Annotated in this window: 13 protein-coding genes and 1 other annotated feature; all 13 genes read right to left on the minus strand. The window is 29.1% G+C overall.

All coding sequences use genetic code 11. The features are described 5' to 3' along the window. Positions 1-26 precede the first annotated feature (26 nt). Positions 27-1271: a bifunctional folylpolyglutamate synthase/dihydrofolate synthase gene (locus WAO56_RS12255; RefSeq protein ID WP_422144342.1), complete on the minus strand. Its 1245-nt coding sequence runs from the start codon at positions 1269-1271 to the stop codon at positions 27-29. Continuing rightward, complete coding sequence (locus WAO56_RS12260; protein ID WP_422144343.1) at positions 1271-3913, minus strand: valine--tRNA ligase; 2643 nt, start codon at positions 3911-3913, stop codon at positions 1271-1273. The genes WAO56_RS12255 and WAO56_RS12260 overlap by 1 nt, the downstream gene beginning before the upstream one ends. 102 nt (positions 3914-4015) lie before the next feature. Then, positions 4016-4198: a binding site (T-box leader), on the minus strand. 42 nt (positions 4199-4240) lie between these two features. Next, entirely contained in the window at positions 4241-4849 is a 609-nt protein-coding gene (locus WAO56_RS12265; RefSeq protein WP_422144344.1) for an MBL fold metallo-hydrolase, read from the minus strand. 8 nt (positions 4850-4857) lie between these two features. Continuing rightward, the gene (dtd, locus tag WAO56_RS12270) at positions 4858-5310 is read right to left on the minus strand and encodes a D-aminoacyl-tRNA deacylase (RefSeq protein WP_422144345.1); all 453 of its coding nucleotides are present in this window, start codon (positions 5308-5310) and stop codon (positions 4858-4860) included. A gap of 17 nt (positions 5311-5327) precedes the next feature. Further along, the gene (locus WAO56_RS12275) at positions 5328-7487 is read right to left on the minus strand and encodes a RelA/SpoT family protein (RefSeq protein ID WP_422144346.1); all 2160 of its coding nucleotides are present in this window, start codon (positions 7485-7487) and stop codon (positions 5328-5330) included. A gap of 74 nt (positions 7488-7561) precedes the next feature. Further along, positions 7562-9304 carry a single-stranded-DNA-specific exonuclease RecJ gene (gene recJ / locus WAO56_RS12280; protein WP_422144347.1) on the minus strand — a complete coding sequence of 581 codons (1743 nt, stop codon included), beginning with the start codon at positions 9302-9304 and terminating at the stop codon, positions 7562-7564. 155 nt (positions 9305-9459) lie between these two features. Continuing rightward, entirely contained in the window at positions 9460-9792 is a 333-nt protein-coding gene (yajC, locus tag WAO56_RS12285) for a preprotein translocase subunit YajC (protein ID WP_422144348.1), read from the minus strand. 11 nt (positions 9793-9803) lie between these two features. Then, on the minus strand, positions 9804-10928 hold the full coding sequence (tgt, locus tag WAO56_RS12290) for a tRNA guanosine(34) transglycosylase Tgt (protein ID WP_422144349.1): 1125 nt from the start codon (positions 10926-10928) through the stop codon (positions 9804-9806). Then, the gene (queA, locus tag WAO56_RS12295) at positions 10925-11965 is read right to left on the minus strand and encodes a tRNA preQ1(34) S-adenosylmethionine ribosyltransferase-isomerase QueA (RefSeq protein WP_422144350.1); all 1041 of its coding nucleotides are present in this window, start codon (positions 11963-11965) and stop codon (positions 10925-10927) included. The genes tgt and queA overlap by 4 nt, the downstream gene beginning before the upstream one ends. Before the next feature lie 15 nt (positions 11966-11980). Beyond that, positions 11981-12982 (minus strand): Holliday junction branch migration DNA helicase RuvB, encoded by a 1002-nt coding sequence (gene ruvB, locus WAO56_RS12300; RefSeq protein WP_422144351.1) that lies wholly within the window; start codon positions 12980-12982, stop codon positions 11981-11983. Between the two features lie 4 nt (positions 12983-12986). Beyond that, a complete protein-coding gene (gene ruvA / locus WAO56_RS12305; RefSeq protein ID WP_422144352.1) occupies positions 12987-13577 on the minus strand; it encodes a Holliday junction branch migration protein RuvA in 591 nt (196 codons plus the stop codon). 5 nt (positions 13578-13582) lie between these two features. Beyond that, the gene (ruvC, locus tag WAO56_RS12310) at positions 13583-14077 is read right to left on the minus strand and encodes a crossover junction endodeoxyribonuclease RuvC (RefSeq protein ID WP_422144353.1); all 495 of its coding nucleotides are present in this window, start codon (positions 14075-14077) and stop codon (positions 13583-13585) included. Between the two features lie 59 nt (positions 14078-14136). Further along, the gene (locus tag WAO56_RS12315) at positions 14137-15405 is read right to left on the minus strand and encodes an amidohydrolase family protein (RefSeq protein ID WP_422144354.1); all 1269 of its coding nucleotides are present in this window, start codon (positions 15403-15405) and stop codon (positions 14137-14139) included. Between the last annotated feature and the right edge of the window lie 104 nt (positions 15406-15509).

The following is a 15509-nucleotide window of genomic DNA, read 5'->3' on the forward strand; positions in this document are numbered from 1 at the left end:
TTTCTCTCCACTATTACTATTCTTCATTAAAAAACCTTTTTAAATTCTCCAACTAAATATAAGGAGCCTGTTATTAAAACTAAATCTTCCTTTTTAACATTATTTAATATAAATTCCTTAATTTCTTTAAGATTGGTTAAAATGTGATACTCTTTATTCTGTAAATTAAGTAATTTAATTAACTTTTCCGGCTCTATAGCTCTTTCATAATCAATTTTTGTAAAAATAACAGTTTTCGCCCTTAATATAATCTTCTCTAATTTATTAAAAATATTTTTATCGTTCATTGAGCCTACTATTAAAATAAAATCTTCAAGATTAAGATATTTAATATTTTTATTTAAAATTTCTAAACCTTCATCATTGTGAGCTCCATCTACAATTACAGTTGGATTGCTATTTATTTTTTCCATTCTTCCTTCAAATTGAAGCTTATTTATTATTGACTTTATAATAGTTTTATTATAAGCAATATTTAATAATAAAAAAGCCTTTAAAGCTAAACAAATATTATATATTTGATGTTTTCCAATCATTGATGTATGAAATTCTTCTGACAAGAATATAAAATCTGAACCATTAATGTCCATCTTTAAAAATTTTATATCTTTTTTATTTAGAAAATCTAAGACAGCCTTTTTATTAAAAGCCTCTTTTTCTATAATTTCATCAACCTCTCTGGTATGACAATAGGAAACAACCTTTGAATAGGGTTTTATTATACCGGATTTATGGTAGGCTATTTCCTCTAGAGAATTTCCTAAAATATTTGTATGGTCATAGGCAATAGTAGTTATAATAGATAGAATATTATTTGAAAAAATATTTGTAATATCAAATCTTCCACCTATTCCAGTTTCCAATATTAAATATTCAACTTTTTCATGCTTAAAGACAAGTAAAGCCACTAGAAATGACAATTCAAAATAGGTTAAGCTATTTTTCAACTTATCTGATAACTTATCTTTTATTATTTCTGTAATTTCTATAAATTTTTCCTTTGAAATAATATTATTATTAACTTTAAATCTTTCTCTATAATCTATTAGATGGGGAGAAATAAAATGACCAACTTTTTTACTGGAATTTGCAATAAAATTACTTAAAAAAGTTCCAACTGTCCCTTTTCCATTTGTTCCTGCTATTTGAATAATTTTAAAATCCGATTCGTCTATATTAAAAAGAGCAAGGACCTCTTTAAAGTTATTTAAGTCCTTGCAATGTCCATATTTTACATCTTCCAAATATGCTAAAGCTTCATCAAATTCCATTATAATTTTGCCTTAATTCCTTCTATTGAACTATTTACCTCTTCAAGCATACCTTCATATTTTACCAATTTATCTCTTTCTTCCTGTACAACTTTTTCAGGTGCTTTAGAGGTAAATTTTTCATTTGATAATTTTCCACTAGCTCTTTTAATTTCTGACTTAAGTTTTTCAGCTTCCTTTTCTAATCTTTCTAACTCTTTAGAATAGTCAACTAAATCAGCTAAAGGTATAAAAATCTTAAATTTATTTTGAACTATAGAAATTGCATCTATGTTTTCGTCTAAATCCTCTTCTAAAAACTTAACACTTGAAGCTCCACCTAAAGTTTTAAAATGTTCTGTTAACTCTTTTAAAGTATCTATTGAATTCCTATCCTTACTACTAAATATTAATTCAGCTTTTTTACTTGGGGCAATATTTAGTTCAGCCCTTGCATTTCTAATGGATTTAATTGCATTTATCATTATATCTATTTTTTCTTCTTCATTTATAAATTCATAGCTTGACTCGTATTTTGGCCAAGTTTCATTTATAAGCATGTCCTTTTTATTAGGCATTATAGAATAGATTTCCTCAGTTATATAAGGCATAAAAGGATGAAGTAACTTTAAAATTATATCTAATACATGGATTAATGTACTTTGAGCCTTTATACTTCTTTCTAAATCTGAATTATAAAGTCTAGTCTTTACTAATTCAATATACCAGTCACAAAACTCGTTCCAAACAAAATCATAAATCTTATCTGCTGCCAGTCCAATTTCATATTTATCTATATTTTCATCTACATTTTTAATTAGATTATTAGCACGTGAAATTATCCACTTATCTACATTTTCAAGTTCCAAGTCATCAATATTTTTTATATTATCCTCATCTAAATTCATGAAAATAAAACGAGTAGCATTCCATAATTTATTAGCAAAGTTTCTGTTGGCTTCTACCCTCTCCATATAAAATCTCATATCATTACCTGGGGAGTTACCTGTAACTAATGTAAATCTTAAAGCATCTGCACCATATTGGTCAATTACTTCTAATGGGTCAATACCGTTATTTAAGGACTTACTCATTTTTCTTCCCTGGGAATCCCTAATTAGCCCAGTAAAATATACATCCTTAAAAGGTACTTTTCCCATATTGTATAATGATGAAAACACCATTCTAATTACCCAGAAAAATATAATATCATATCCTGTAACTAAAACATCCGTTGGGAAGAAATACTCTAAATCAGGTGTTTTTTCAGGCCAGCCTAAAGTTGAAAATGGCCAAAGGGCAGATGAAAACCAAGTATCTAAAGTATCAGGGTCCTGTCTTAGATTTGTACTTCCACAAGTACATTTCTCAGGTCTTTCCTTGGAAACTATTATTTCTCCACAATCATCACAATAGTATATTGGAATTCTATGTCCCCACCAAAGTTGACGTGAAATAGTCCAATCCCTAGTTCCTGTAAGCCAATTTTCATAAACCTTGCCAAGTCTGGAAGGTATTAAATTAACTTCACCGTTTTTATATACTTCAAGGGCTTCTTTAGCGAAGTTCTCCATTTTCACAAACCATTGTTTAGAAATAACCGGCTCAATTACAGCTCCACATCTTTCACAATGTCCTACAGAATGTTCATGATCTTCAATTTTATCTAAAAGTCCTAATTTTTCTAAGTCCGCTACAATAGCTTTTCTTGCTTCAAGTCTTTCCTTTCCGGAATATTTTCCATAACCTTCTGGAATATAACCCTTTTCATCAATAACTACACATTGACCTAAATTATGTCTAGCTCCAACTTCAAAGTCATTAGGGTCATGGGAAGGAGTAATTTTAACCATTCCTGTTCCAAATTCCATTTCAACATATTCATCGGAAATAATTGGGATTTCCCTATTTACTAAAGGTAAAACCAAAGTCTCTCCTACAATGTCCTCGTAGCGTTCATCATTAGGGTTAACTGCAACAGCTAAATCTCCTAACATTGTTTCAGGTCTTGTTGTAGCAATTACTATATATCCTTCTTTGTTTTTAAAGGGATATCTTATATGCCATAATTGCCCACTTTCATCTTTATGAACAACTTCTGCATCTGAAACTGCCGTACCACAACTTACGCACCAATTTACAATTCTATCTCCTCTATAAATTAAGCCGTCCTTATACATTTTTATAAAGACTTCTTGAACTGCATTAGAAAGATTTTCATCTAAGGTAAAAGCTTCCCTAGACCAGTCACAGGAAACTCCTAATTTTTCTAATTGGTTTTTAATATTTCCACCATACTCGTAGGTCCATTCCCAAGCTTCTTTAAGAAATTCTTCTCTTCCAAGTTCAGCCTTTGTTTTTCCTTCACTTTCAATTTTTTGAACTACCTTCATTTCAGTAGAAATACTTGCATGGTCTGTACCTGGAACCCATAAGGCAGAATATCCCTGCATTCTTTTTCTTCTAATAAGAATATCTTGTAAGGTGTTATTTAATGCATGGCCTAAATGTAAATTACCTGTTACATTTGGAGGTGGCATTACAATTGTAAATGGTTTTTTGTTTTCATCTATTTTAGCAACAAAATATTGTCCATCTTTCCAAGTTTTATAAATTCTATCTTCAAAACTCTTAGGATTATAATTCTTATCTAAATTTTTCAACTATCTTCTCCTTATTAATATTAAAAAATACTATTTAACTATACTATTTCTTTTAGTAATAAATTTATAATTAAGTAAAATCATAATAAAAAAACCCTCCATCCTTAGGACGAAGGGTTCGCGGTACCACCTAATTTTCATAATAAATATGACTCTCTTAATTATAAAGTAATTAACTTTAACACTCCAAAGCAACCTTCATTTAAAAATTACTTAGGAAATTTTCACCAACATTTCCCTCTCTGTAAAGATTTTTAAATTACTCCTCTTTTTCACAGTGTATTTATATTCAACTATAAAAGATTTTACAATAAATAAATTATAAAATCAAGATATGAAAGGATTGCTTATCCTTTCTCTACCAATTGTACTATCTGAATTATGTCCAGGATGAATTATTAAATCATCGTCTAACAGCATTAATTTATTAAGAGATTCGTTTAACTTTTCAAAATTACTAGTTGGTAAATCCGTTCTACCAACTGAACCAGCAAATATCGTATCTCCTGTAAAAATATGCTGACCCATTAAAATACACATTCCACCTTGTGTATGTCCTGGAGTATGGATAATTTTTAATTCATTATTTTCAAAATTTATAATATCCCCATCTTTAACATAATAGTCAGCTTCTAAGGATATGTCGCCATACATTTGATTGGATAAATTTAATTGTGGCGAATTTAATAACTCTTTTTCCTCTATATGTGCATATACCGGTATATTATAATATTCCTTTAGTTCCTTTACCGAACCAATATGGTCTCCATGTCCATGGGTCAATATAATAAATTCAGGTTTTAATTTTCTTTCTTTTAAAATACCTTGTATTCCTTTGAAATCATATCCTGGGTCAACAATAAAGCACTTTTCATTTTCAATAACAATATATACATTTTCAACTAAAGATCTAGTTACATATTTTATTATTTCCATATAGACTCCTAATACAACTTACTACTATCTAACTGAATAGTTACAGGGCCATCATTAATTAAAGAAATCTGCATATCTGCTGCAAATTTTCCAGTTTCAACTTTTAATCCTGAATCATTTCTTAGTTTTTCTATAAATAACTCATAATATTCATTTGCTTTTTCATGTTTTGCTGAATTAATAAAACTAGGTCTATTTCCCTTCCTTGCATCGCCATATAGGGTAAATTGTGAAACAACGAGAAATTCCCCTTGAATATCCATAATAGATTTATTCATTTTACCTTCTTCGTCCTCGAATATTCTTAAATTCATAACTTTATTTTTAATATAATCTATATCCTTTAATTCATCATCAACATTTACTGCAACAAATACTAAAAAACCTTGATTTATTTTTCCTATTATTTCATTATTAACTTCTACAGATGCTTCCTTTACCCTTTGAACTATTGCTCTCATATTGCTCCTTTAATTAACTACATTTTTACTCTATAAACATCTAATGTTCCCTTTACAGATCTAACTGTAGATAAAACATCCTCTATTTGTTTTGCATGTTTAACTTCTACTATTAAATTAATATCAAAAGTTTTGTCCTTGTTTTTAACAACATTCATTCCCCTAGTGTCTATTCCTAGTTCAGAAATTTTCTGTGTTAAACTTGCTAAATAACCAAATCTATCAAAAGCTATAACTTTTATTTCCACATTATAGTTGGATTCTTCAGTATTATCCCAAGAAACTTCAATTAGTCGATTATCATCATCAACATTTAAAATGTTTGAACAGTCTTTTCTATGGACAGAAACTCCTCGTCCTCTAGTTATATAGCCAACAATTTCATCACCTGGAACAGGATTACAACATTTTGCAATTTTAAGTTGTATATTGTCTACACCTTTTAAAATAATTCCATGTTCAGAACTAACTGGCATCTTATTTTTATAGTAGTTTTCTTGTAATTCTTCAACAGAATCTTCTGTGTGATAATATTCCTTATGAAGTTCTTTTAATTTTGGCATAACCTGTGTTAAAGGAGTTGTACCAAAACCTATAGATGCATACATATCATCCATATTTTTAAAGCTCATTCTCTCTCTAACAGATTCTAACCAATGATCCTTCAATATTTCATTAAAGGTATATCCTTGTTTTCTCACTTCTTTTTCAAGCATATCCCTACCTTTAATAATATTGTTGTCTCTTTCCTTCTTCTTAAAATACTGCTTAATTTTAGTTTTTGCCTGTGATGACTTTACAATTTTTAGCCAGTCCATACTTGGACCTGTGGAATTTGAAGATGTTAAAATTTCCACAATATTACCTGTTTTTAACTTATAGGTTAAAGGAACTATTCTTCCATCAACTTTTGCACCTACACATTTATTACCTACTGCAGAATGGACTCTATAGGCAAAATCAATTGGAGTTGAACCTTCCGGTAGGTCTATTACATCACCTTTTGGAGAAAAAACAAAAACTTCATCCATGGAAAAATCATCTTTTATAGTATTAATAAATTCCCTAGAATCGGATAGGTCCTTTTGCCATTCCATTAATTCTCTAATCCAACTAAGCTTTTGGTCAAGGGATGATTGTTTACCAGTCGTTCCTTCCTTGTATTTCCAGTGGGCAGCAATACCATATTCAGCTGTTCTATGCATTTCCCAAGTTCTTATTTGGACTTCGAAAATTTCTCCTCTAGGTCCTATTACAGTTGTGTGTAAAGATTGATATAAATTAGGTTTAGGCATAGCAATATAATCTTTAAATCTTCCAGGTATTGGCTTCCATAAAGTATGAACTGCCCCTAATACACCGTAACAATTCTTAATGCTATCTGTAATTACACGAACTGCCGACAAGTCAAAAAGTTCTTCAAAAGCCTTGCCTTGTTTATACATCTTTTTATAAATACTATAGATACTTTTTGGTCTACCACTTATTTCTCCAGTAATATTTAATTCATCTAAGGCTAAGTTTAAAACCATTATTATATCTTGAATAAAGGATTCTCTTTCTTTTCTTTTTAATTTTACTTTTTCCACTAGTTCATAATAAATTTCCGGTTCTAAATATCTTAAACTTAAATCCTCTAATTCCCACTTTATTGTATTAATTCCTAATCTATGAGCTAAGGGTGCATAAATTTGCAAAGTTTCTGTTGCTTTTTCAATTTGCTTATTTCTATTCATATATTCTAAAGTTCTCATATTATGAAGTCTATCAGCTAATTTAACAATAACTACTCTTATGTCCTTTGACATAGCGAGAACCATTTTTCTTAAATTCTCTGCTTGATTTTCCTGTTTGGATTTATAGCTTAATTTTTTTAACTTTGTAACTCCATCTACAAGTTTAGTTATTTCTTCTCCAAACATTTCCTTCATAGAATCATATGAAAGATCGGTATCCTCCAATATATCATGAAGTAAGCCTGCCATAATTGTTTCATCATCCATATTTAAATCGGCTAGTATGTTTGCTACAGCTACTGGATGAATAAAATATGGTTCGCCAGAACTTCTAAATTGTCCCTCATGTTTTTCTTCAGCTAAATTATATGCTTTAGTAATTAATTCTTTATTTGTTCCTGGATTATATAATTCTATTTTAGCTAATAATTCTTCAAGCATATTTATACACCTCCTTTTAAAGTATAAATAATAGTATAATATTAACATATATTTTCTATATTCTCAATTTTATACTATCTTACTTCCTTTATTACCAGCTGTATATTCTTCTTTCCATTAAATTCATTAATATTGGGATAATATACAATATCAACAAATTCATTTGTATAATTATTAGTATTTGCCTTATTATTATTCTTAAATTTATTTTCAAGATAAGTTAATAAATCTTCAACATCCCCAAAATAAATACCTTCCATTAATCTATTTCTAATATCAAATTGAAATTTAATTACATTTTTATTTTTACCAATAATATCCAACTTATTTATTTTAACATTTTTATCGCCAAAAATAGGCTTGCTATTGCCCTTGCCAAAAGGCTCCAAGGTGTTAATTTCATCTATAATATCAAAGGTTAATTCATTTGCATATAATTGTGAATCTAAGTAAATCTTTGGAGTTAAATCATCTTCTTCCAAAGAATTATTTTCATTTAATAGTTTTGAAAATTCATTAAAAAGTTCTTCTTTAATAGATAAGCCTGCTGCCATAGGATGTCCACCAAAAGAATTTAACATATTATTGTATTTGTTAATTTCTTCAAACATATTATATTCATCTATACTTCTTCCTGAGCCTTTTAAAATTCCCTCTTCATTTGAAGAAGTAAATACAATTGTAGGCTTATAATATTTCTCTTTAATTCTACCTGCAATAATTCCTGCTATACTTTCATGGATACTTGTTTCCTTAACTATTAAAATATTATTTTTATTTAGATTTTCTTCAATTATAATATTTTCAACTTTTTCAAGGCCTTCTTCTGTAAGTTTTTTTCTTTCGTTATTTAAGCTTACAAGTTTTTTGGCAATTTCTTCAATTTTAAGCATATTCTCTTCTAAGAATAATTCTATTCCCAGTGTTGCACTGTCAAGTCTTCCTGCTGCATTAATACAAGGACCAATAATAAATCCTAAAGCATAGGTGTTAACTTCAGTTTTTAAACCTGTTTCTTCTATTAAACACTTCAAACCATAATTTTCTGTATTGTTAATTCTTTTTAATCCTTCAATTACAAAATATCTATTTTCATCGACTAAATCAACTACATCACAGACTGTTCCCATCGCTACATATTCTAGTAAATCAAGCGTGTATTCCCTATCACCGTCTAATTTATCATAAAGAGCTTGAATAAGCTTAAAGGCAACACCAGCTCCACATAGTTTTTTAAACGGATAGGAACAGTCCTGTCTATTAGGATTTAAAACAGCATCTGCCATAGGCAAAATATCTACTCCATTTTCGTTTTTCACCTGATGATGGTCTGTTACTATTACTTTTAAACCTTTTGATTTTGCATATTCAACAACTTCAAATGATGTTATACCATTATCACAGGTTATTATTAAATCTACATTATCATCTACAGCATCGTCTACTATTCTTTTAGATATTCCATAGCCATCTTCTACTCTGTGGGGAATAGCATAGGATATATTTTCATTATAAATCATAATTCCATCAATTAAAGTCATAGTAGCTGAATTTCCATCTTGGTCATAATCTCCAACTATTCTAATATGTTCGTAATTATTAATGGAGTCAATTAAAATATTTACTGCTTTTTCCATGTCTTTCATTAAGAAGGGATTGTGAACTGAATTTTCATAGCTTGGATGTAAAAATTTATACATATCTTTTTCATCTATATGTCTATTTACAAGTAGTTTTGCAATTATTGGATTAATATCATATTTTTTACTAATTAATCTATAATCAACCTTATTTCCCTTAATAAACCATTTACTCATTTTTCACCTTTAAAATACTTAAATAAATTTATTATTCAAATATTTGTCTATAAAAAAATAAAATATTTGATAAAATCAAATATTTTACTAATTTATATATCCAAATAATATATAATTTTAAAAAGACTACTAAAATTCATTTTTAGTTTTGAATTTTATTCGTCGTCTTCCTCTTCATCGTCTTCATCTTCATCAATGTCGTCTTCATCTGGTTCTGAAACTGGCTCATCTTTAATTACTGTTCCAATTGCAGATTTAACAAACTCCATTCTTGTTTTTGCGTTAGAGGTTTCTATTATAACATAATCATCACCTATTTTTAGAACCTTTCCCTTGATTCCACCAATAGTAATAATATTGTCTCCAACTTTTAAATTGCTTCTCATTTCTCTAACTTCTTTATCTCTTTTTTGTTGTGGTCTAATCATTAAAAAGTACATAGCCCCTATCATAACGACTAAAAAGAGAATTGAACCCGTTCCTTGCATTTCTACCTCCATTAAATTTTATGGTAATTATAACCATATTTATCGTAAAATTCGTGTTTATATTCTAAAAATCTATCTTCTTTTATAGACTGACGAATTTTATCCATCATATTAATTAAAAATGATAAATTATGAATTGTCAATAGTCTTGCCCCTAAAATTTCATTAACATTTACTAAATGCCTAATATAGGCCCTACTATAATTTTGACAGGTATAACAATTACATTCTTCATCTAAAGGTCTAAAATCCTTTGAATATTTTGCATTTCTAACTACTAACTTCCCATGACTTGTTAAAGCAGTTCCTTTTCTTGCAATTCTTGTAGGAAGAACACAGTCTGCCATATCAATTCCGGCTTCTACTGCTTCAAATAAATAATCCGGTGTTCCTACCCCCATTAAGTACCTTGGCTTGTCCTTTGGAAGAAATTGAATAGTATGGTTTAAATATTCAATCATCAAGTCCCTTGGCTCTCCTACAGACAGTCCTCCAATTGCATAGCCTGGTAAATCTATTTCCACTGTGGCTTTTGCACTATATTCTCTTAAATCCTTAAACATTCCACCTTGAACAATTCCAAATAAAGATTGTTTGTCGGTATTTTTATGGTAGTCCTTACATCTTTGCAACCATCTTAAGGTCCTATGCATAGAATTTTCAATATATTCTTTACTAGCAGGATATGGTGCACACTCATCAAAGGCCATCATAATATCGGACCCTATATCATTTTGTATTTCCATGGATTTTTCAGGGGAAATAAAATGTTTCGAACCATCGATATGTGAACGAAATTCAACGCCTTCTTCTGTAATTTTTCTAATTGTATTTAAACTAAATACTTGAAATCCACCACTATCCGTAAGAATTGGACGGTTCCAATTCATAAATTTATGCAGTCCACCGGCCTCTCTTAAAACCTCTTGACCAGGTTTTAAATACAAATGGTAGGTATTACCTAGTATAATTTGAGCATTAATATCATATAATTCATGAGAAGTCATGGTTTTTACAGTTCCCCTTGTTCCAACTGGCATAAATATTGGAGTTTCAATTCTACCATGGGGAGTATCTATATAACCTAATCTTGCATTTGAATTACTAGATTCTTTTACTAATGTATAATTTATCATCTATTTTCCTCTTTATTAATTAACATTGCATCACCAAAACTAAAAAATCTATATTTTTCTTTAATAGCAATTTTATAAGCATTCATTATATTTTCTTTTGTTGAAAAAGCAGACACCAACATCATTAAAGTAGATTTTGGTAGATGAAAATTAGTTATTAAACTATCTACTACTTTAAATTCAAAACCTGGATAAATGAAAATATCAGTCCAGCCACTTGTTGGTATAATTTTACCATAATCCCTTGCTACTGTTTCTAAAGTTCTTATAGATGTAGTACCTACAGCAATAATTTTAGAATTTTCCTCTATAGCTTCATTTATTATTTTCGAACTTTCTTCTGGAATATTGTAATATTCAGAATGCATAATATGTTCTTTAATATTATCTACTTTTACAGGTCTAAATGTACCTAGGCCAACATGTAATGTAACATAGGCTATTTTAACACCCTTGTTTTTAATTTTTAATAACAAATCTTTAGTAAAATGTAAGCCTGCTGTTGGGGCTGCTGCAGACCCATTATGTTTTGAATATACAGTTTGGTACCTTTCTTGGTCCTTTAATTTTTCCTTTATATAAGGTGGAAGTGGCATTGTGCCTAGTTCTTCTAAAACTTCTTCAAAAATTCCATCATATATAAATTTTACAATTCTTGAACCATCTTCTTTGATTTCCTTAACTTCACCCTTAAGAAGACCATTTCCAAATTCCACTACTGTACCTATTTTCATTTTTTTACCAGGTTTTACTAGACACTCCCATGAACTGTCTAAAGTTTTCTTTAATAATAGTACTTCTATTTTTTCATCCCTACCTGGTCTATTTCCAAATAATCTTGCTGGAAGAACCCTTGTATCATTTAAGACAAGTACATCTCCCTTATTAAGATAATCTATTATATTATAAAAGTATTTATGCTCAATTTTCCCACTTTCTTTATTCATAACCAACAATTTAGATTGGTCCCTATCTTTTATAGGAAATTGAGCAATTAATTCTTCATCTAAATCGAAATTAAAATCATCTGTTCTCAAAATAACACCTTTAAATTATTTTTTTACACCAAAATGTTCATATGCTTTTGATGTTACAATTCTTCCTCTTGAAGTTCTATTTAAAAACCCTAATTGTAATAAATAAGGTTCATAAACGTCTTCTATTGTAATTCTTTCTTCTCCTGTTGATGCAGCAATTGTATCAACGCCAACAGGGCCACCATTAAAATTATATATAAGTGTTTTTATTATTTTTCTATCTACACTGTCTAAACCCAGTGGATCTATTTCCAATAAGTCCAAACCATCTTTAGCTGTATTTCTAATAATTTTTCCATCAGCCTTTACTTGAGCATAATCCCTTACTCTTTTTAAAAGTCTATTGGCAATTCTTGGAGTCCCTCGGCTTCTTCTTGCAATTTCCAAGGCCCCTTCATCATCTATTTCAACATTTAAAAAAGTAGCTGATCTTTTTACAATATTGGCTAAATCTTCCACCTTGTATAGTTCTAAATTTAGCATTACACCAAACCTATCCCTTAATGGTGAGGTTAACTGTCCAGATCTTGTTGTTGCCCCAATTAAGGTAAATTTCTCCAGGTCAATTCTTAAAGATCTTGCTGATGGTCCTTTTCCCACTATAATATCCAATGCATAATCTTCCATAGCCGGATATAATATTTCTTCAACAGTTCTATTAATTCTGTGTATTTCGTCAATAAAAAGAACGTCATCTCTTCCTAGGTTAGTCAATATACTTGCTAGGTCACTAGGTTTTTCTATTGCCGGACCACTGGTTATTCTTAAATTAACTCCCATTTCATTGGCTATTATATTTGCTAAAGTTGTTTTTCCCAATCCTGGAGGTCCATAAAGAAGAACATGGTCAAGTGCTTCTTCACGTTCTTTAGCAGCCTTTATAAAAATATCTAATTTATTTTTAACCTTGTTTTGACCTATGTACTCATTCATCCATTTAGGTCTTAAGGTAAACTCAATACCCTCATCTAATTTAGTGTAACTTCCACCAACAATTCTTTCATTAGCATCATTCATTTAATCACCTCTTATTTTCTAAGGTTTTCATAGCTAATTTTATTATTTCTTCCAACTGTAAGTTTTTGTAATCCATTTTATTTATTACTTTTTCAACTTCATTTTTAACATAGCCTAAATTAACTAAGGCCTCTATTGCAAAATCCCTATCCAAAGAATCATTTTCCATTGGTTGTTCAACTGGTATTGTAAAGTCTAAATCAATTTTGTCCTTTAACTCTAAAATTATTCTACCAGCAGATTTTTTGCCAATACCTGGGGCTTTAGTAAGATTGTCTATATCATTATTATAAATAGAATATTTTAAATCATTTACAGATAGAGTAGACAACAAACTAATTGCAGCTTTTGGTCCTATTGATGAAACTTTTGTTAGTTTTTTAAAAAACTCCAACTCGTCTTCGCTACTAAAACCATATAGATAAACTCCATCTTCTCTTTGAATATATTCAGTATAAATTTTATAGGTTTCATAGGTGTTTATTTCACTAATTGTACTTAATGAAGAAAAGATTCTATAACCAATTCCGTTATTTTCTAAAATTATTTCTCCATCATAAATTGCTTTTACATCACCTATAATATATGCATACAATAAAATTACCTCATTTCATATAATTCTTTAAATTTACGACTAAAGGAATGACAAACCGCTACTGCTATTGCATCAGCAGCATCATCGGGTTTTGGTATTTCACTAAGTCTTAAAATGGTTTTAATAGTTTCCTGAACTTGTATTTTTTCAGCTCTTCCATAACCAACAATGGCTTGTTTTATCTGTAAAGGAGTATATTCATATATTTTTAAACCAGCTTCAATACCTGCTAGAATTTCTACTCCTCTTGCCTGTGCAACATTAATAACCGTCTTGGCATTTTTATTAAAAAACAATTCTTCTATAGCCATTTCATCTGGCTTAAACTCGTCTATAATTGACCGCATTTCTTTCATAATAAAAGATAGCCTCTTTGGTACAGGACTTTTCGAAGAAGTAGTAATACATCCATATTCCAACAATTTAATCGAATTTCCAACAACTTCTATTATTCCATAACCTACTATAGCTATCCCTGGGTCTATACCTAAAATTATCAAACTAACACCTCATCTGATAATTTTATCATATATTAATTTATAAGTAAATTTTCATTATATTAAAAAGGTTTTTCGATTTTTTCTCCATTTATATATCTTTCAGAAATATTTCCACTATTTCCTAAGTAAATAAATCTCTTTAATCTTTCTTCAAGATTTCTTTCATTTACATCTTGTATATTACTATCATCTATTACTAAAAAATCTGCATCATAACCTTTTTCAAAACTACCAACATTACCAAAAAATTTTCCACTTCCCTTTGTTGCCATATAAAAATAATCTAATGTTGTCATATAATTATATTTCTTATTATCCTCTATTCTTCTTAATTTACCAAAGGTCTCTGCTTCCTTTATGACTTTCCCTAGGAAAATTTCATGACCACCACTTAAGTCGGAACATAATCCTACGTTTATTTTATTTTCTCTATAAGAAGGAATAGGTGCTATTCCACTGGCTAGATTTCCATTGGATACTGGTGCATGGGCAACTGTAATATTATAGTCCTTAATTTTTTTCGTTTCTTCCTTATTTGACCAAACACAGTGAGCCATTACTACCTTGTTTTTTCTTAAAAGATTATATTTTTCATAAACATCAATATAGTTTTTACAATCTGGATGTAATTCTCTTACCCACTTTACTTCATCTATATTTTCTGACAAATGAGATTGAATTTTTAAGTCATATTTCTCTGCAAGCTCGCCTAAACCATACATTAATTCTTTTGAGCAACTTGGAACAAAACGAGGAGTTATAATAGGTTTTATATTTTTAATCTTGGATACTTCACCAATAAAATCCTCTGTATCTATTAAACTTTGTTCTGTATCTTCTATATAATAGTCAGGAGAATTTCTATCCATATTAACCTTACCGACATAGGCTTTTAAACCGGATTGACTAATCATTTTTGATAGTAAAATATTTGATTTTTTGAATATACTTCCAAAAATTACAGAACTAGTTGTGCCATTTTCCCATAATTTATTTACTAAAGCTTTGTAGGATTTTTCAGTATAATCTAAATCCTTATATTTTGCTTCTTCTGGAAAGGTGTATTTTTCTAACCAATTAAGTAATTCTAAATCTGCTCCCAATCCTAAATTATTAATTTGAGGAGCATGTAAATGTATATCGACAAATCCTGGTACTAGTAATTTATCTTTAAAATCTATTATTTCATATTCTTCATATTCTTTAGGAAGTATTTTATAAACAGAATTTATTTTTCCATTTTCTACTACTAGATAACCATTTTCAAAACTTGTTAATTCACCAATATTCTTAGTAAAAACCACATTTCCCTTATATATTTTTTTCATCTTTCCCTCCATAATATTTATTAAAAACAATACTTCCTATAAAAAATATATATGTAATATATTAATAAATCAAGTTTTTCTAATATCTTAACAAAAAAAGAAGG

The sequence above is a fragment of the Miniphocaeibacter sp. genome, assembly GCF_049276255.1.
GTDB lineage: Bacteria > Bacillota > Clostridia > Tissierellales > Peptoniphilaceae > Miniphocaeibacter.